Raw genomic sequence first — 17,949 nt, 5'->3', positions numbered from 1 at the left:
GTAAATACAAAAACCGCATTCTTAATGAAAAGAATACGGTTTTTTATCTATATTTCTTCAATTGTAAATTCTAAAAACTCAGTCTCAAATCCCTTATTTTTAGAAGGACTACACGTGTAAAAACCTATTTTAACAGGCTCATTCCCTATATCCTCCATTAAATGAGTGATTCTTATTTGTTCCCATTGATGGCTCTTTTTCACATATATTGTATAATCACCACGTTTTCGAATAATTCGAAAACGAATTTGTTGCTTAGCTTCTTCAGTTGGATAATCTTGCGTTGACCAGTCAGAATATCCATTATTCGTTACGACAGCACCTAAGTGAGATGGCCCTTCAGGGATATATTCTAAAGATGTTTTTAGCCAACAGTTCTCCGAAATCATAACAAAAAGACTTGCTTGATTGAATTTTGAATTTGGATTCATACGTAACTGAACTTCAGCTTGAAAGTCTGTCATCATCTCATTATAAAATACATGACCATTCATTACTTCAAAACCATAATGTGTTTTAAGCCAAAAATCAGTTTCTGCTTTCGAACGGACAATAAACGCATGATTATCATTAATCTTATAGTATTCAGGTACATTCATTATAGTGAGTTGCTCAATACGTTCTGGTATATACGATATATTCATAGCTCCTCCATAATAAAGCATTTATATAGACATTTAAAACTCCGCTAATACTGGGAATTTATAACCTTTAAAATCTAACTCTTTATCACTTCGAACCATTAAATACTTACTAGACTGTAATTCTGTAAACTGTACATCCTCAATCCCTAATTGATCTGGAGAAAAATAAAATTCGATTTCCGTAAACCTTTCATTGATTTCTCCACATATTTCATCTAAAACCGGAAGTACTGGCGCAAATACTCCAAATAATTTCAACTTTTCATTGTCTACTTCATAAACGATTAAAGCATCTAGTTTCTCTGAATAATACAATTTCTCATTCCATTCCGAGTCATACATATTCAAATAAAATGAAGGATGGAAGTTTAAAGTTGAAAAATTATTTGAAAGTCTTTGGCCACTATCAATAGTTTCATGTATTAACTGTCTATTCTCTACATTATAGTAATCTAATTTTTTAAGTAGTGAATCGTTATTATTGTTTTTATCGTATGGTATAGTCATCAAATATTCCTGCACAACTTTAAATCCAAACGCTGTATATAGTTCCGGTTTTTCCGTAAACAATAATGCACATTCACATTTCTTATCGATTTCTTCTATCATTTTACCCATTAATTGTGTCATTAGCCCTTGTCTACGGAAATTAGGATGTGTCATTACTGATTGAATACCCGCCGCATTTATTTTTTCTCCATTAATTAATAATGGGAGTGAAAATGCCGCAACATTTGCAATCACTTTATCTTCTTGTAAAAATGATAAAGCTTTATATGTATCATCCCAATACCCTTTATCCGAAAAATCATTCAATGTTTGAGTTGTAATTTCAAACACTTCTTCAAATAAAGGAAATAACTGCTCTCTTTTCGGTTCTTCTATTAGAAGACTTGCCAATTTTTCAACATTCCCCATGTTGTACCTCCAAATGTTAAATTCCATTAAATTAGATATACTTATATGACCTACTCTTAAAAATAGAGGTCTTACCAATCAATATACTATCATAAAACATAAAAAAAAGTCTAATTAATTTTATGTTTTGACTATTTGAAAATAAGTCGAATAAAACAATATTAAGATTTTTGGATATTAATTAGTTTATTATATAAAAATAGCGCTTTCTAATTAGCTTTTACTAATAGAAATACACTATTTATAATAAAATATTTTTAGTCTTTTATCCCTTCAAGTCTTTCCTTCGTATTAATTTCTTCTCCACTTATACGCTTTTCAAAAGACTTTCTCCAACTACTTGAAAGTGCATTTACTTCTAATATCCTTTTTATCCCTTCAATATTTTGTTTTTCCTTGTGCATGATACGGTTAGCAAACGCTACTGAAACACCTTTTGGATCAGACTGTAGTCTTTTTAATGTATCGACTGATGATACCCATCCTTCTTTTAATACACGAAAATAAAATCCTGTATATCCTGTTTCTTGAAAATACAGTGGTAACTTTGGAATATTATATTTTTTTGCTAATTTAAAACAAGGTTGCCTTGGTTGTGTTACCTGTACGATTGCCTGTCCTAGCTCAAACGTATCACCAATACAAACATCCTCTTCGCGCATACCACTAACTGTTATATTTTCTCCGAAAGCCCCATATACAAGATCTTGATTCAATTCTTTTTCCCAGTATGGATAGTGATCACCAGTATAAACACAAACTGCTTTATCTACTCCTCCATGATGAACTAAGTCAGCTTGTCCATCCCCATTAAATTTTACAAAGGATAAATATACCGGTTCCTTTACTTGTTTCTTATTTATGCCTGTATGAATTACTTTTCCGCCGTATGTAACCTCTTTTGGTAATCCTATATTTAAAGATAATAATTGATATTTATTAGCCATTCTATTTCCTCCTTTAAAGGTGTTACATGTATTTTCTCTCGATTAATTTTTACAACCCTCTCTGTTATATAAAGATGATTATAAAACCTCTAAAATCATTGTTCAATTCAATTATTTATATAATAATGATAGGTATAACCTATCATTATACTTGAGGTGATTCCAATCGAATTACGACAACTTGAATACTTTTTAGCTGTTTCAAAACAATTACATTTCACAAAAGCAGCTTGAGAAATTAAATATTTCACAGCCTTCACTAAGTCAACAAATACGTGCATTAGAGCATGAAGTAGGAATGCCACTTTTCGATCGAATTGGTAAAAAAATATCTTTAACTGAAGCAGGGAAAATTTTATTATCACATTGTAAAACTATTTTTCATGAAGTCGAACAAGCTCGTTCAGCCATTCAAGACCTAAACGGATTACAGCAAGGTTCCTTAACAATAGGGGCTTTGTTAACCGTCGTAAATTATTTACTACCACCAGCTATTTTAAATTTCAATAATTTATATCCCAATATAGAGCTTTCTGTATTAGGGCTTCGTACAGGAGATATTCGTGAAAAATTATTACAAAACGAACTAGATATCGGAATTACATTTCTCCCGGTGCAAGATAAAGAAATCATCTCTATCCCTCTATACAAAAGCGACCTTACATTGGTCGTGCCCACTGGTCATCGATTAGCTGAACGTAATCATGTATCTATTGCTGAATTACAGAACTACTCTTTAATTCTTTTGCCTAAAAATTTCTTTTTAACCGAACTAATTACTTCTCATTGTCAAAAATTAAACTTTAAACCAAGACCAATTTTAGAAATTAGTACGATGGAATCTTTAATCCAAATGGTTTCCAAAGGAATGGGAATTACAGTGTTACCCAAACCATATATAGACTTTTTACAAAATAAAAACATTCAAGCTATTAGAATAGAAAACCCTACTCCAATAATTGAAATAGGGCTTATTTATAGAAAAGATAAATATATGTGTGCTGCCACTCGAGAATTTATTGAGCAACTAAAAAGTACAGTACGTTCTTTCCAAAACTAAACAAAAGAGATTATCCTATGAAACCGTTTCACAACGATCTAGTAGAATAATCTCTTTTCAAAACAAAGTAAACATTATATTAAACTCTTATAGATTTTAATGTACCTTTTTAGATATTGGAATATATTTTGTAAAATATGCACCAACTAGCAATAATACAATTGAAAATAACCAAGTAAAAGCACCGCCAAAATGAAACCAATATGCAAACATATTTAAGATTGCGAGTGAAAAAAAGCAAATAGAAGTTAACGCACTTTTCAATCCTTTTATCCCGGATTTTTTCTCTTTTGATAAGCAATATACATCGTAATGACAAGAAAAAAGATAAGAACAAATGGTAACATAACTTTTAGCATTGGTAATCCCTCCAGTGTAAATGTACTCTTTACATTACCATCTTATCCCATTTATCTTTTAGGCATCAATTTATTCTTATCTTCCCCCAAAAAGTCAGTATAAGTTTTATTTTTAAAGTTCACATTCACCTCAGAAAACGGCATACTTCCTCCAACTTTCAATGAGTACCAGTCGTTTAAAAGTGGTGATCCGAAACAAATCTTCATTGTACGATCATGTAAATCGAATAATACAGAATGTAAAGTTCCAAACCATTCTTCATAGTTATGTACAGTTAGTCCAACAGGATATTCTTCTTCTACTAACTCTTTTAAAGACTCTATGCTCACTTGTTCATATCTATTTAAATGCTCATGTAAAACGTGATATCTCTTTGTAGATTGTTCTAATCTCCTATTATTTAATTTCTGAATTGATGAACTAACTGCATGGTTTGTTGATACAATAAAAGCTTGATTGTCACCATCAATCGTTGTTGTGGATTTATGACCGTCAAATATTTCAATATGTGCTGCGTTTAAAGGATCAGCTACTATTAAATTAATATTACTAGCAATTGGTATTTCTTCTATTAGTGACTTAGCTTCCTGCACATTTTTACATTTCTCCAACAACAATCGAATTACCGCAAAACACTGTAAACCATTTACCATTGGCTTTCTTAAACCTGCAATGTTTCCTACTGGTTGACCACATGCTAAAAATGTAACAGATAATCCATGTTCGTTAACCCCTTCTGTTCGACCAAAATATTGAGTAGAAAAGCCACTATGTGCATACGCACCTTCAACATGCGTCGAGCAAAAACGCATATCATCTATTACTGGTGACAAATCATAATTTCTTAATACATAAGTGTGAGTTGAATCTGTCTTTTTAGGTAATACTACACAATGACTACAACCTGCTTTCAATAGTGTTTAATAGTAATACATCATATTTTTTGAAGGAATTTTTAATACTTCACAAAAACCTTCAATTTCTTCATTAATTCCAGAACAATATTGATTTAATATATTTCTAGATTCTGTCCAATGGTTATGCGATATTAAGTTTTCTTACTCTATAAATTGCGGAATAAGATAAGAATGTTGTTTCACAAATTCACCTTGTTGCTTACCAATTTCATAATGACTTCCTTTGAGCGATGAAAAATACCCCTTTACTTAATACATCAAATTCCCCCTCTTATTAAACATATCCATATCGTACCAAATGAATCCCATTCATTCTTGATGTTTTTACTACCTTACCTTAACTCCATGCCACTTTAAAACCTCCACTAATAATTATTTACTAAATAATTATTTTTTTGTTAATATTGCTACAGAAGCTTTATTTCAAAATAAAATAGTTTAATATCAAATGAGCAAAATACTATATTGAACTTACTCGTAAGCAATCATCTAATTTTTGAGATTAAGAAACTTATTTATCAAAGCAAAAGGAGAATTTATGTATGAGCAATTGCAAACCAATTGATGAATTAACTATTGAAGACCTAAAACAAAACCCCATTTGGGAATGGGCAATAGATGAAGAGGAAAACGAAGAACATGACGAAACATGGGTAAAACCAGCAGCAACTACTAATTTTACAGAGGAGTTAAACGGTTCAATCGTACTAGGCGAACTATTCTTACATAATGGTAAAAAATTCCCTATGATGTGTGAAATTGACATTGAAAATAACGAGGCAGTAATTCGTTCTGTTGTTTATTATAACGAAGCAGAAAATGAGTATATTGCTATAGAAGATATTGTGAAAACGGTCGAAATGCCGTTATCGATTATTATTAACCTTACAATTAATGCAGAATCCAAAACCTTACGCTTTGCTGCGCATAAAGTGGATATTTATAAAAATTCAATAACGACTAATTTAAATTAAAGTTGGTCGGAATATAGAAAAACATTATGAAATAAAAACAGGGAAATCATTAACGATTTCCCAATACTTTAAATTATATTAAAGTATCCCCTTTTCCACTAAAGTCTCTGCGATTTGAACTAAATTCCAAGCCGCACCTTTTAATAAATTATCGGAAACAATCCAGAGGTGGAATCCGTTTGGCGTATCAGGATCTTTACGTATTCTTCCGACAAATGTATCTATTTTCCCTTCTGCATATAATGGCATTGGATACAGCTGTTCACCAGGGTTATCCTGCAAAATAACACCTGGCGCATCCATTAATACTTCCTTAATTTCCGCAACGGTTGCTTCTTTTTCCAGTTCTATATAAACCGATTCTGAATGCCCTGATACGACTGGAACACGTACACAAGTAGCTGCCATTTTCAAGTTTTCATCTTCTAATATTTTCTTCGTTTCTTGAATCATCTTTACTTCTTCAAAAGTAAAATCATTGTCTGTAAATATATCTACTTGAGGCAGTACATTAAACGCTATTGGATAATGTTTTTTATCTTTTTTCGCCGGTAATATATCACTTTTCACTTCTTTACCAGCAAGCATAGACTTAGCCTGCTCTTGTAATTCATGAATCGCATGAATGCCAGAACCCGATACAGCTTGATATGTTGAAACGATAATTCTTTCTAAACCGAATGATTTTCGAATCGGCTGAAGTGCTGTTACCATCTGTAATGCTGAACAATTTGGAACTGCAATAATACCTTTATGCCGCTTTAAAGTGTGCGCATTCACTTCCGGAACAACGAGCGGTACACCTTGTGCCATTCGGTACTCACTTGTGTTATCAATTACAATCGCACCACTAGAAACTGCATGAGTTACAAATTGTCTAGATACTTCTCCCCCAGCACTAAAAAAGGCAATATCTACACCTTCAAAGCTAGTTGTTTTTGCCTCTTGTATAATTATCTCTCGTCCTTTGAATCTTACTTTCTTACCGGCGGATCGTTTTGATGAAAGCAATGTAACTTCAACTATATTAAACTTCATTTCATTCTCTAGCAGTTCAATAATTTTTTGCCCTACCGCACCTGTAGCCCCAACAACAGCTACATGATAGCCCTTTTTGATCATCTTTTCTCCTCCAATATCACTTGAATGAATATTTCCACAATTTTATTTTATACAGAATTTAATCATTTGGAAAATTAAAATACATGATATAATCATTCACAAATCATGATAATAAAAGAGGGATCGCTTATGGAAATGAGACATGTTAAAACATTTTGCGCCATTGTGAAGTATGGTAATTTTTCTAAAGCTGCTCATGCGCTAGGTTATGCGCAATCTACTGTTACAGCACATATGAAAGCTTTAGAGAACGATTTACATATTCCTCTTTTCGATCGGTTAGGGAAAAAAGTGCTACTTACAAAAGCAGGTAATCAATTTCATCCTTACGCATTAGAATTACTTGCAATATATGAAAAAGCGCAAGAAATCCCCCAAAATACAGATTATTTAAAAGGTACATTGAGTATTACATCAAACGAATCATTAGCAGTGTATCGTTTACCACAATTATTACGTACTTACAAACAGAAAAATCCGAAAGTAAATATCGTACTTGAAACAAACACAAATGAACAAGCATTACAAAAATTACGTGAAGGAGAAACAGACGCTATCTTCATAATTGGAGAAAGTATAGAACATAATGATTTTATTACGCGTACTTTTAGTAATGAAACATTTGGATGGATTTTACCAACTTATTCCGCTGCACATACAAAGCCATTCCAATTATTACAGGACACCCAGTTTATTTTTACAGAACAAAGCTGCGGCTATAGGCCAATGGTAGATCGTTTTTTACGTCAAAGTGGAAATATTCCAGCTAAAACATTTGAAACTTCCAGTGTTGAAGTAATTAAACAATCCGTTATGTGTGAGTTAGGCATTTCAATTCTTCCTTATATCGTTGTACAAGAAAGTTGCCAAAAAGAACAACTATGTTTTCAGCCTATCGAAACTCCAACCATTATTCAAAGTCATGTAATCTATCATAAATCTAGATGGATTTCCCCGGTATTACAGTCGTTCCTTTCCTTACTTGAACGAGACTAAAATATTAAGACGTACATATAAAAAGAGTAATTGCCTAATAAGCAATTACTCTCTTTCATTAATTAGTATACTATTTATTAGTCTGTCCCCCACCTGCAATTAATTTACTACCTGAATATGTACCTTTGTTCATAAACACTTGATTAATTAATTCTTTTTGCTCAGCTTCCGACATTACTCCTTTTCCTTCTCCTAAATTCCCACTTTGTAATTTCCAAATCTTATTGTGATCTGCATCAACTTTTTCATATTTTCCTTGTTTCCATCGTTCTAAAATTTCTACATATGTACTTCCCTGTACAAGATCATTACTCTTTACAATATCAATTAAGCTTTCAATCCGCTCTTGTGTAATAAAAATATAGCCCCACTTTTGATCAGCTTTCGCTTTTTGATGTGCCATTTCATGTAATGCTGTCTGTATGTTCTCATCTGTCCATTTAAAATTTTTATTAAAACCACTATTCGGCAATGAATAATTGCCATTTTCTAAAAGCTTTGCATCTTCTGCTTTTACGTTACTATCAGCTAATACTTCTACTGCTGGAGCAGCTGGTGATGCCTTTTTCGCAGCTGGTTTACTATTATTTAAATAATGCAGCATACCATACGTTAAACCTACTCCGATTACCGCCATACCAGCTAGAATACCTATTATTTTAAATAGTGTTTTCATCGCGCTTGTTTCCTCCCAAACATCTCTGTTCTTACTACCTAATTACTTCTTATATAAAAACTGTTACTTCATTCAAAATATCGCATCCCATCCCCTATCATATTATTTATATATACTTCCTCATATTGTATTTCTTTTTCTTTAAAATTGAAAGATTATTCTGTAAAGTGACGAAAATATTCTACAAATTTTTCCTTTATATTTATAAAAAAACAACGAGCGCGTTCTACAACACTCGTTGTTTTTACTTTATGCACGATTTTCTTTTAACCACTTCGTAATAGCATCTAACCTCGAAACATCAAAACGTCTTTCTTCACAAACATTTAAACTGTTTAAATTCTTTACAATTTCTATTTCATTCGATTTTACACTTTTCGCCTCAATTAATTTACAATACCCATCTGTAACAGAATTTAAATTTTCATAATAACACTGAAACGATTTTGATATATGTAAATGTTTTTCAAAGTTTCTCCTTCTTTTCGTTTCATCAGATACTTTCCGCTTTCTAAGTTCTTCATCGTTCGTATATAAATAAAAATATTGATCCGGAAAACCAATTTCCCTATTTATCATCTTTTTTTATAAAATTTTTCTATTAAAGATAATGGCTGATTAAATAGATCAAAATGAAAACACCAATTATAACTAAGTGCCTGATATATATCGCCATCAAGTATTACTAATTCATATTGCTCTGACTTCTGAACAGCTATATTCCAGCGCTCAACTTGTTTTTCAAAGTACCATGTTCTATGTTCGTTTTTTGGTCTTTCAAATAAAAAATTCACTTCAGGTATTATATAAGCACCATAATTCTTTTCTAATTCACGGCACGTGGTACTTTTACCAACAGCGCTTGCTCCCTCAAATGCTATTATCCCCATAGTTTCTCCCTCTTTCATTAACTAAAACTTCGTTGTTTCACTTTTCTTCCCCATAAATGTCTCCATAAAACAATCGAAGCGATAGTGAGCATAATTGTTGTAATGATACTACCTTCAATTCCGAACGAACCTCCATGGATGAATTCGGGGCCATTTGTTGTAGGTTTAAATAGCGGCGTTGAATATATGGTCATCCCGCTAACTGCAAAACCGTAGACGTTATATTGTGCCCAATTCCAAATGGAATGCCATGCGCAAATCCCCCACAGACTACTGTCTTTTAATACGTAAAAAGCTGCAAATATACCAACTAATATTATATTCGATATTGAAAGAATTGTAATACCTGGATTTAATAAATGAAGAAAACCAAATAAAAAAGAAGTCACAACAATCCCGATCCATATACGGCTTCTAACAGAAAAGACCGGAAATAACCACCCTCTAACAATAATTTCTTCTGTTGCACCTTGTATTAAAAAAGCAACTAAAGAACCTACAATCCCCAATATAGTGGTTACTGTAATTTGTTGTATTTGTAGTGTTATAACTCCTGCTAATAGGAGTAAACTTACTGGTATTGAAATGAAAACAAATCCTATTAATGCACCCCTCAAATATTTTCTTATCCATTGATTTCCCCAAAAACCAATGGATGAAAATGATCTTTTCTCTACAAATCTAATCCATAAAAACACAAAAAATATTGCGCTGCCAAACGTTAATATCATCTCAATGTCGCTATAGATCGCCTTCATAAAAGTTGTTTCTGCTTTCGGTAAAATCAGCATAAACAACATAAATAATTCACCTAAAGTTAAAAATATAATCGCGAGTATGACAGCAAAAACAGGATGAACTTTTCTTCTTCCTTCTTTTGCTGCTTCAATTATTTTAAATTGTTTATTTTGCAATATTCTATCCTCCTAATTATGTTACTCATTAGCAATATTAAAATAATATTTAGCCTTTTATTTAAACTTATTTTTTCATATAAATGATTTTCGTTTGGAATAAATCCAATTTAGGAATAATATATAAATAAAAGAGGTGCCTTTGTGCCTTTACTATTATCACCCATATTACTCAGTGGTATTACCAGCACTTGCTATTTCCCACCATTTGTTGTAAGATAGTAATTAAGGTCAATTTAACACTATATTTTCTTTGCATATTATCAAGTATCAATCAGGATTATTTTGTACTCCTTATGGGTTTTTGATAATATGTGAACTTTTATTTTTCATTCAAATAAGGCCGATCATATTGTAATCTTTTTAAAATTTAGGAGGCATTACCATGACATTAACAGGTAAAGTAAAATGGTTTAACAGCGAAAAAGGTTTCGGTTTCATCGAAGTTGCAGACGGTAACGACGTATTCGTTCACTTCTCAGCTATCACTGGCGACGGCTTCAAATCTCTTGACGAAGGTCAAGAAGTTAGCTTCGAAGTTGAAGACGGTAACCGTGGACCTCAAGCTAAAAACGTTGTAAAGCTATAATTCAAACAATAAAAAGGTTGTTACCAGCTCGGTTAACAACCTTTTTAATATATAACTAAAATTTTTTACATAAAAGGAGTGGTTACATGTATCGTAATCGAAAGAACGATGTAGCAGAAGTACCACCAGAACAAACCCCTGTTTGGGAATGTGAGGCAGAGGATTGTTTAGGATGGATGAGAAAGAACTTTTCATTTGAAGAAGAGCCTAAATGCCCTTTATGTAAAAGTAGCATGAAAAGCGGAGAACGTTTATTACCTAAATTAGGTTAATTTTTACTTAACCCCTCTTTTATAAGAGGGGTTTTTTATTATAAATTTATATCCTCTACATCCGTTCGAACTATAGAGTACAGTAGTGCATCATGTTGTTTATTACCTTGATGAATATATCCACGTAATAACCCTTCCTTATGAAAACCTATTTTAGATAACATTTTACAAGAAGTAACATTTTCAGGGTATGTAATAGCTCCAATTCTAAATAATCCCAAATCTTGAAATCCATAATGAATAATTTCTTGAGCCGCTTCTGAGGCATAACCATTCCCCCAATAACGAGGATGTAAGTCATATCCAATTTCAGATCGTTTACTCCACAGTTGTAGATTATTTAATCCAATTGTACCTATTAAAGTATTTGTTTCTTTTAATACAATCCCCCATCGTATTGCCTTTTTCTCAAAGTAATTTTTTGAAAAAGATTCAATCATACGTGAAGCTTGTCCAAACTCCGTAAAAGAATTCATACCGTAATAACATGTTACCTCATCCAATGAAAAAATTTCATATATTTTTTGACAATAAGATTGTTCTATTTCGACTAAACGTAAACGTTCTGTTTCTAATATAGGAAATGCCATAGGATCACTCCTTTCTTTCTACTCATTCATTATAGCAGAAAAAATATTTATAATTAGTAAAGTCCTTATTGTTCCATAAATCAAACATTTCTAATGACGCATTCCCTCTTTATTCTATATACACGAATTGGATACCTTCTAATTGCGACTCAATCACCACTCTATAATTTCCATAAATCAATTTTAAATTATCAAGAACTGTAAAGAAATTGTTTTTCATTTTCTCTTTCTAAACAAACACCCTATTCCATACATTTATAGTAAAATATAGTTAATGCATTATTTTATTGTGGAGGTGTAAATTTCCTATGTATATATTCATCGGCTTATCCCTCTTACTCATATTACTTATTTTTTTATTCGCAAAAAAATTCACACCAAACTCATTCATGATGACTAGCTTTAAAGGCAATAGCTTTAAGACATTTTCAATCGGTATTTTAATCGCTGCCATACTCTCACTTTCATATGGAACTTATCATGCAGTAACATTTCAACCTAGTTATTTAGATATTAAATTTAAAAATCAAAACTACACTGTTTTCGGTAATGTAGGCGAATTCGGTTATTTCTCCGAAGAATTATTAAAAAAAGATACAGAAGTTCAACTATATTTCGTCTCTTGGAAAACAAGGCAGTTAAAAAATCCGGTAATACTTATAGAATATCCTTCAGGAAAACAAGAAACATGGGAGCCAAATATCGTATCAATACCGATAAATAAATTACAAGAAAAACATGATATAAAAGATATTTATCAACTATCACCGTATTCATTTAAAGAGTCTGGAGAAATAACATTAACAATAAAAGAAAACAATGTAAAAAACAATAAAATTTCCATTCAAATAAAATAAATAAAAACTGTTCCTCCATTTTGCTGAAGGGACAGTTTTTATTTATTCTACAGTATTATTTATTTAATGTAGCCATTATTTCATTGGCTATATTCTTTCCATTTCCAATACACGCACCAATTCCGACACCGTAATATGAGGCACCAGCTACATATACATTTGGATAAAGATTCGTCATTTTTTCTTGCAATTCTTGAACCGCTTGATTATGTTCTAAATGATATTTCGGCATTAAACCTTTCCAATTTGTAACTTCGACTACTTCTGGTTCACTTTTAATTCCGAGACTCTTTTCAATATCATATAAAGCTACTCGTACTAATTCTTCTTCACTATAATTTTTGATTGTTTCATATACCGGATTGGTACTCTTATAAAACATTCTTACTAATAATTTTTGTTTACCCGATGTATGTTTCCACTTTCGACTTGTCCATGTACAAGCATCACAATGTAGATCACTGTTTTCCGTTACAATAAACCCTGTACCGTCAGTTGGTAGTTGTTCATCTAGTATGTCAAATCCTAAGTAAATACTTATAAGAGATGAGTTTTTAAATGTATTAAACTGCTCATTTAACTCATTAGACTGTAATAAAGTTTGTGCAATATCATGTGGAACTGCTAAAACAACATAATCAGCTTGTATTGTTTCATGATTTGAAAAAGAAATCTCATATCGATCTTCTTGTTTACTTACAGCCGTCGTTATAGCACCTTTTTTTACGACAGTTTCAGTCAGCACTTCTTCTAAGCGATTAATTATCGTAGATAGTCCACCTTTAAATGATACGAATTTTTTATTTCCTGCTGATTGAAATTGTTTTTTATTCTCTTCAAAACCTTTAATAATACTTCCATACTTATTTTTATAATCCAGTAAATACGGTAATGTAGATGCCATTGTAAGCTCATTCAATTTACCAGAATATACGCCTGAAAGCACAGGAGCAATTTGTCTTTCCACTAACTCTTTCCCTAAGAAACTTTCTAAAAATAGAGCAAGTGATGTATCTTTCGTAAACTCTTTATTTTTCGTTATGAAATCTTTTAAAGCTACGATTTTCCCTTTCGTTGAGACTAGCGTACTGCTAAACAACGACCGGGCGCTCATCGGTATCCCAAATATAGTATCAGAAGGAATCGGATGTAACATATTTTCAGAATATATGTAAGAAATACCCGTTTCATTGTATACCATTTCATCTTCTAAATTTAAATCTTTTACAAGTGGTATAACATATTCATTACGAGCAACGATTGAATCCGCTCCTGACTCCATAATGAAATCCTTTTCTTCCACACTATGGATTTTACCACCTAAATACTCTTCTTTCTCAATAAGAATTAAATTTAAATCGATATTATAATCCTTTTTTAACTTTTCTAAATAAAACATAGTAGAAAGTCCCGTTATACCTCCACCGATAACAACAACTGTTTTCATATGTGCTGCGCTCCTAACCGATACAATTAATAATCCCTTTTTATTATAACCAAAAGTCCTTATATTCGACTAGTAAGTTGCGCATTCTGTCAGAAATTAGACAATATATTTTCAAATTACCTAATAAAAAAGAACTATAACATATACAAACCCCGTCATAGTTCTCTTTATTTTAAAAACATAAAGTAATTGATTAATTTGTCTAGTTCTTGACTCAATGCCAATACTTTTTCATGTTGAATTCCATAATCCGATACTAAATATAAAAGTTCTTCTTTTTTTATTTCAATTACTTTTTCCAATTTCGCTAGTTCCATGTCGTTTTACATCTCTCCAAAAATAAAATGTATGTATTTCAGTATAGCCTACTTACATAATTAGTAAAAGTAAAATACGCATGTAAAATCTTACATATTTTAAAAAATAATATACTACTAACAAAAAAAGAAACTAGATTAAGCTTCCTTTTACAGATCATTAACGTTCATTAAGAATTAATAACATACCGGAATTTTTCTAATGTTATATCTTTATAATCTGGAGCTCTCTTTATATGATTAAAATAACTATATGAGAATTTAAATACATGACCAAAATCCCAATCGAATCCACTATAGTCTTTTATCCAAAATATATTTTCAGTTGGTAAAAAATTTGCACGTTTAGATTGAATTAAAGGTAATCGATCTATAGGTGAGTGTAAAGTTATTTCCGTATTCAGCTTGAGCTTTTGGCTAGCTCGTAGTACGTATACTAGTTTTAAAAGCGGACGTATCCCTCGTTGAAATAAATCTATATGCCCTAAATCGTACATTATATTAATGGCGTGGGAGTAAGTAAGCAAATGCCCAATTAAATCATGATGTGATTCCGCTCGATAAATACTATTAAATTTCGATAACTCATTTAAAATGAACTGAGATACTTGTGGTGGATTACTCAATTCACTTTGTATCTCATCTTCAAAACTTAATTGTTTTACTTCTTTCGTCGTATAACCAATCCACGATCTACCTGGAATTGTTTTTCGAAATGATAAAATAAGAGTAGTAATCCCTTCAATTGCTTGATTATCTCCCCATTTTTGTAGCTCCTTCATAGCTAATAAACTTAATGACGCATAAATGACGTTATGCCCGACCCAATGAAGTTCATCAATCGTTTGTTCTAAAGATTTTATAATCATATTCTCCGCAATTTGAAAATCTATTTCTTTTTTATCATCAATCATCTCACCAATTTTTTTCTTGCTTAGCATCATCCTTGTTTGCAAATACATATTACGAGCTGTTTCTTCCTCAATATTATTATCTTTCATAAAAAAATAACTAGCAATTGCAGCTGCTCCAAAATGCGCATGCCAAATGTCATTTGTTTCTTTTTTACATTGAGAAATAATTGAAAGGCCGCCTTTTAAAATACTTTTGTTTTCCATTTTCTTTCTCCCCTAATAAAAATCACTATATTTTCATCCTAAAGATGGTGTCAGTACAAATAAAATGTGATTTGATTCATCACTTTTATTCAAAAATCGATGCTTCACATTTGGTGGAATACGTACAACATCGCCTTCTTCTAAAAAATATTCTTTTCCCTCCAATTCTACGTACACTTCCCCTTTCATAATAACAGCAATCTCTTCCTTATCTTCATGGGAATAATGGCTTTCTGTTGTCTTTGCTCGTTTATTTAAATCCATCATTAGCATTTCAATACGTGCTTTCATAAAATCAGGTGTTAATACATCATATACAATGTGATCATTGTTTTCCCGATATATTTTTTTTCGGTCTTTTCTCTTAGAAATGAGCGAATCTGTATCAATATCGTTAATAAAAAGTGTAAACAGCGGTACATTTAATGCTTTTGCAATTAATTCCAAAACATTTAAAGAAGGATTAGCATGTCCTCTTTCAATTTGGCTAATTAACGACGTACTAATCCCTGCATACTCAGCGAATTCACGAATTGTCATATTATTTTTCTTACGATAACTTAATACCGTTTGTCCAAGTCTATCATGTATCATAGTAAAACTTCCTTTCGTCCATCATAATGCATGTTTCGTTCTCTTTGTGCTGACATACTAAACAAAGGCAAATAACCCTTTCCTATTATCTCCGGGACTTATATACTTACTTTTGTACATTATATCGTATTAAGTTTATTATAATAAACATTCTATCGGAGGGACAAACTTTGAAATCAACTATTCTTTCATATTGCATCTTATTTTTTGGTGTATTCGCCTTATCGACTTCAGCAATTTTTGTGAAATTGGCAGATGCTCCTGCGACAATCATTGCTTTTTACCGATTATTCTTTGCCACACTAATCCTGTTACCGTTATTACTATTTAATAAAAATAGTCGAAATGAGCTAAAAACTTTAACAAAAAAACAATGGGCACTTGGATTCGTATCTGGGCTATTTTTAGCTGCACATTATGTACTATGGTTTGAATCATTACAATATACTTCTGTAGCAAGCTCTACAGTTATCGTAACGTTACAACCTTTGTTCTCAATGATTGGTGGTTATTTTTTATTTAAGGAAAGGTTTACGAAAGGAGCGGTTATTGGTTGCCTCATCGCTATTTCAGGTAGTATCATCATTGGCTGGCAAGATTTCCAAATTAGTGGAGAAGCATTATATGGAGATGTTTTAGCATTTATCGCTGCCGGTATTATTACTGCTTATTTTTTCATTAGCCAACACGTTCGTAAAGATTTGTCACTTATACCATATTCGGTAATTAGTTATGGAAGTAGTGCTGGCTTTCTTGGCATATTTGCTTTCACGCAACAAGAATCTTTCATCCATTACTCTACACAAACTTGGTTGTGCTTTATTGGATTAGCTTTCATTGCTACGATTTTAGGCCAAACCATTTTTAATTGGTTATTAAAATGGATAAGTGCTACTGTAATCTCAATGAGTATTTTAGGAGAAACAATTGGAACTTGTATACTAGCGTACTTTATATTACATGAGACCATTTCTTTACAACAAGGACTAGGAATTACCGTTATTTTTATTGGGTTAGTATTATTTTTAATACAGCCAAATTCTAATAAAAAAGCATGACAGTATACTGTCATGCTTTTAACTATTCATTATGTACAATTAAACCATCCGGTCTAAAACGACTCATCATAATTTCATTAATAAACTTTCCATGAGCTTTCAAATTCCCTATCTTTACTCCCTCTTCTACAAATCCAAATTTTTCATATAAAGCTTTTGCTTTGGGATTCGTTTCTAACACACCTAGTTCTACTCTCTCTAACATTAACCAATTATCAGCCAAATCAAGCATCTTCATAAGAAGTGCTTTCCCAATTCCTTTATTATGATATTCACTGTCTACCCCAATGAATAAATCGCCTGAATGAGATCTTCGGCCCGGACTTTGTGTTAAACCTACAAACCCAACAACTTCTCCATCATATTCTGCAACAAATTCAAATTGATTTGGTGCTAAATTTCGAATTCTATTTTCCATAGCTTCTACACGCATGCTAGGTAAGAAAACCATATATGGTAAAACGTCATCCTGTATACATATACGATGAATTGCTCTAGCATCTTGTACTCCTACTGCTCTAACGTTAATCTCCATCTTTCTCTCCTCCATATAAATAACAATATATTTGTAGTGTATTCTAGAAACGTTCATGAATGGCCTTCTCATCCGTATTTCTTTATGTCATTTTTACATAATTATTTCGATATAATACTTAACTTCCAAAAAGATTGACAACTATATGGATATG

The 17,949-nt window shown here is 31.7% G+C and carries 18 protein-coding genes and 4 pseudogenes; 7 read left to right on the top strand and 15 right to left on the bottom strand.

From position 1 onward, the window contains the following. Positions 1-47: 47 nt before the first annotated feature. The 3 genes from JFU02_RS31335 to JFU02_RS31325 all read right to left on the bottom strand — a co-directional run bounded on the left by JFU02_RS31335 (position 48) and on the right by JFU02_RS31325 (position 2,509). Positions 48-644, bottom strand: coding sequence for a DUF1349 domain-containing protein (locus JFU02_RS31335; RefSeq protein ID WP_201072113.1), 597 nt, complete (start codon positions 642-644; stop codon positions 48-50). Between the two features lie 33 nt (positions 645-677). Then, a complete protein-coding gene (locus JFU02_RS31330; protein ID WP_061666755.1) occupies positions 678-1,562 on the bottom strand; it encodes a GNAT family N-acetyltransferase in 885 nt (294 codons plus the stop codon). Positions 1,563-1,819: 257 nt separating this feature from the next. Next, positions 1,820-2,509 (bottom strand): MOSC domain-containing protein, encoded by a 690-nt coding sequence (locus tag JFU02_RS31325; RefSeq protein ID WP_001284790.1) that lies wholly within the window; start codon positions 2,507-2,509, stop codon positions 1,820-1,822. Positions 2,510-2,665: 156 nt separating this feature from the next. Here JFU02_RS31325 and JFU02_RS31320 point away from each other — a divergent pair. After that, positions 2,666-3,569 (top strand): annotated as a pseudogene (locus JFU02_RS31320) (LysR family transcriptional regulator). Between the two features lie 96 nt (positions 3,570-3,665). Here the strand turns inward: JFU02_RS31320 and JFU02_RS31315 are convergent. Then, a pseudogene (locus tag JFU02_RS31315) lies at positions 3,666-3,928 on the bottom strand (hypothetical protein). A gap of 51 nt (positions 3,929-3,979) precedes the next feature. Further along, positions 3,980-5,053, bottom strand: a pseudogene (locus JFU02_RS31310) (C45 family autoproteolytic acyltransferase/hydolase). A 335-nt stretch (positions 5,054-5,388) separates the two neighbouring features. On the opposite strand from JFU02_RS31310, the gene JFU02_RS31305 reads away from it, so the two are divergent. Continuing rightward, a complete protein-coding gene (locus JFU02_RS31305; RefSeq protein ID WP_061666757.1) occupies positions 5,389-5,820 on the top strand; it encodes a hypothetical protein in 432 nt (143 codons plus the stop codon). Positions 5,821-5,898: 78 nt separating this feature from the next. Here JFU02_RS31305 and JFU02_RS31300 read toward each other — a convergent pair whose 3' ends face one another. After that, the gene (locus JFU02_RS31300; protein ID WP_098867660.1) at positions 5,899-6,942 is read right to left on the bottom strand and encodes an aspartate-semialdehyde dehydrogenase; all 1,044 of its coding nucleotides are present in this window, start codon (positions 6,940-6,942) and stop codon (positions 5,899-5,901) included. A 129-nt stretch (positions 6,943-7,071) separates the two neighbouring features. Here JFU02_RS31300 and JFU02_RS31295 point away from each other — a divergent pair, with 129 nt between their 5' ends. After that, positions 7,072-7,938, top strand: coding sequence for a LysR family transcriptional regulator (locus JFU02_RS31295; RefSeq protein WP_098867659.1), 867 nt, complete (start codon positions 7,072-7,074; stop codon positions 7,936-7,938). Positions 7,939-8,008: 70 nt separating this feature from the next. Here the strand turns inward: JFU02_RS31295 and JFU02_RS31290 are convergent, their stop codons facing one another. The 3 genes and pseudogenes from JFU02_RS31290 to JFU02_RS31280 form a co-directional block, all read right to left on the bottom strand. Beyond that, positions 8,009-8,614 (bottom strand): PRK06770 family protein, encoded by a 606-nt coding sequence (locus JFU02_RS31290; protein WP_000853593.1) that lies wholly within the window; start codon positions 8,612-8,614, stop codon positions 8,009-8,011. Positions 8,615-8,863: 249 nt separating this feature from the next. Continuing rightward, positions 8,864-9,522, bottom strand: a pseudogene (locus tag JFU02_RS31285) (chloramphenicol acetyltransferase). Next, positions 9,522-10,418, bottom strand: coding sequence for a CPBP family intramembrane glutamic endopeptidase (locus JFU02_RS31280; RefSeq protein WP_201072110.1), 897 nt, complete (start codon positions 10,416-10,418; stop codon positions 9,522-9,524). The pseudogene JFU02_RS31285 and the gene JFU02_RS31280 overlap by 1 nt, the downstream one beginning before the upstream one ends. Positions 10,419-10,803: 385 nt before the next feature. On the opposite strand from JFU02_RS31280, the gene cspD reads away from it, so the two are divergent. Together cspD and JFU02_RS31270 are read left to right on the top strand one after the other, a co-directional pair. Then, positions 10,804-11,007: a cold-shock protein CspD gene (gene cspD / locus JFU02_RS31275; RefSeq protein ID WP_000176365.1), complete on the top strand. Its 204-nt coding sequence runs from the start codon at positions 10,804-10,806 to the stop codon at positions 11,005-11,007. An 86-nt stretch (positions 11,008-11,093) separates the two neighbouring features. After that, positions 11,094-11,279 carry a cold-shock protein gene (locus JFU02_RS31270; RefSeq protein ID WP_000286198.1) on the top strand — a complete coding sequence of 62 codons (186 nt, stop codon included), beginning with the start codon at positions 11,094-11,096 and terminating at the stop codon, positions 11,277-11,279. Positions 11,280-11,317: 38 nt separating this feature from the next. On the opposite strand, the gene JFU02_RS31265 is transcribed toward JFU02_RS31270, so the two are convergent. Beyond that, the gene (locus JFU02_RS31265) at positions 11,318-11,869 is read right to left on the bottom strand and encodes a GNAT family N-acetyltransferase (protein ID WP_000885376.1); all 552 of its coding nucleotides are present in this window, start codon (positions 11,867-11,869) and stop codon (positions 11,318-11,320) included. A gap of 308 nt (positions 11,870-12,177) precedes the next feature. On the opposite strand from JFU02_RS31265, the gene JFU02_RS31260 reads away from it, so the two are divergent. Next, positions 12,178-12,726: a hypothetical protein gene (locus JFU02_RS31260; RefSeq protein ID WP_000275235.1), complete on the top strand. Its 549-nt coding sequence runs from the start codon at positions 12,178-12,180 to the stop codon at positions 12,724-12,726. A gap of 55 nt (positions 12,727-12,781) precedes the next feature. On the opposite strand, the gene JFU02_RS31255 is transcribed toward JFU02_RS31260, so the two are convergent. From JFU02_RS31255 to JFU02_RS31240, 4 genes are all read right to left on the bottom strand, one after another. Beyond that, positions 12,782-14,173, bottom strand: a complete 1,392-nt coding sequence (locus JFU02_RS31255; RefSeq protein WP_201072108.1) for a protoporphyrinogen oxidase — start codon at positions 14,171-14,173, stop codon at positions 12,782-12,784. Positions 14,174-14,340: 167 nt separating this feature from the next. Further along, on the bottom strand, positions 14,341-14,490 hold the full coding sequence (locus tag JFU02_RS31250) for an aspartyl-phosphate phosphatase Spo0E family protein (protein WP_000417698.1): 150 nt from the start codon (positions 14,488-14,490) through the stop codon (positions 14,341-14,343). Between the two features lie 170 nt (positions 14,491-14,660). Continuing rightward, entirely contained in the window at positions 14,661-15,608 is a 948-nt protein-coding gene (locus tag JFU02_RS31245) for a hypothetical protein (RefSeq protein ID WP_097889073.1), read from the bottom strand. A 33-nt stretch (positions 15,609-15,641) separates the two neighbouring features. Beyond that, on the bottom strand, positions 15,642-16,202 hold the full coding sequence (locus JFU02_RS31240) for a helix-turn-helix domain-containing protein (RefSeq protein ID WP_061666761.1): 561 nt from the start codon (positions 16,200-16,202) through the stop codon (positions 15,642-15,644). Positions 16,203-16,372: 170 nt separating this feature from the next. On the opposite strand from JFU02_RS31240, the gene JFU02_RS31235 reads away from it, so the two are divergent. Beyond that, a complete protein-coding gene (locus JFU02_RS31235) occupies positions 16,373-17,260 on the top strand; it encodes a DMT family transporter (protein ID WP_000843093.1) in 888 nt (295 codons plus the stop codon). Positions 17,261-17,282: 22 nt separating this feature from the next. Here the strand turns inward: JFU02_RS31235 and JFU02_RS31230 are convergent, their stop codons facing one another. Further along, complete coding sequence (locus JFU02_RS31230) at positions 17,283-17,795, bottom strand: GNAT family N-acetyltransferase (RefSeq protein ID WP_000405230.1); 513 nt, start codon at positions 17,793-17,795, stop codon at positions 17,283-17,285. Between the last annotated feature and the right edge of the window lie 154 nt (positions 17,796-17,949).

Origin of the sequence: Bacillus sp. TH13 (assembly GCF_016651175.1) — a bacterium.
In the GTDB taxonomy this organism is placed as follows: domain Bacteria; phylum Bacillota; class Bacilli; order Bacillales; family Bacillaceae_G; genus Bacillus_A; species Bacillus_A thuringiensis_S.
This window is presented reverse-complemented; position numbering and strand designations above follow the sequence as displayed.

Bases quoted from the DNA above. Each gene is read 5' to 3' on its own strand.
- JFU02_RS31335 (WP_201072113.1), bottom strand. From the start codon at position 644: ATGAATATATCGTATATACCAGAACGTATTGAGCAACTCACTATAATG.
- JFU02_RS31330 (WP_061666755.1), bottom strand. From the start codon at position 1,562: ATGGGGAATGTTGAAAAATTGGCAAGTCTTCTAATAGAAGAACCGAAA.
- JFU02_RS31325 (WP_001284790.1), bottom strand. From the start codon at position 2,509: ATGGCTAATAAATATCAATTATTATCTTTAAATATAGGATTACCAAAA.
- JFU02_RS31305 (WP_061666757.1), top strand. From the start codon at position 5,389: ATGAGCAATTGCAAACCAATTGATGAATTAACTATTGAAGACCTAAAA.
- JFU02_RS31300 (WP_098867660.1), bottom strand. From the start codon at position 6,942: ATGATCAAAAAGGGCTATCATGTAGCTGTTGTTGGGGCTACAGGTGCG.
- JFU02_RS31295 (WP_098867659.1), top strand. From the start codon at position 7,072: ATGGAAATGAGACATGTTAAAACATTTTGCGCCATTGTGAAGTATGGT.
- JFU02_RS31290 (WP_000853593.1), bottom strand. From the start codon at position 8,614: ATGAAAACACTATTTAAAATAATAGGTATTCTAGCTGGTATGGCGGTA.
- cspD (WP_000176365.1), top strand. From the start codon at position 10,804: ATGACATTAACAGGTAAAGTAAAATGGTTTAACAGCGAAAAAGGTTTC.
- JFU02_RS31270 (WP_000286198.1), top strand. From the start codon at position 11,094: ATGTATCGTAATCGAAAGAACGATGTAGCAGAAGTACCACCAGAACAA.
- JFU02_RS31265 (WP_000885376.1), bottom strand. From the start codon at position 11,869: ATGGCATTTCCTATATTAGAAACAGAACGTTTACGTTTAGTCGAAATA.
- JFU02_RS31260 (WP_000275235.1), top strand. From the start codon at position 12,178: ATGTATATATTCATCGGCTTATCCCTCTTACTCATATTACTTATTTTT.
- JFU02_RS31255 (WP_201072108.1), bottom strand. From the start codon at position 14,173: ATGAAAACAGTTGTTGTTATCGGTGGAGGTATAACGGGACTTTCTACT.
- JFU02_RS31250 (WP_000417698.1), bottom strand. From the start codon at position 14,490: ATGGAACTAGCGAAATTGGAAAAAGTAATTGAAATAAAAAAAGAAGAA.
- JFU02_RS31245 (WP_097889073.1), bottom strand. From the start codon at position 15,608: ATGGAAAACAAAAGTATTTTAAAAGGCGGCCTTTCAATTATTTCTCAA.
- JFU02_RS31240 (WP_061666761.1), bottom strand. From the start codon at position 16,202: ATGATACATGATAGACTTGGACAAACGGTATTAAGTTATCGTAAGAAA.
- JFU02_RS31230 (WP_000405230.1), bottom strand. From the start codon at position 17,795: ATGGAGATTAACGTTAGAGCAGTAGGAGTACAAGATGCTAGAGCAATT.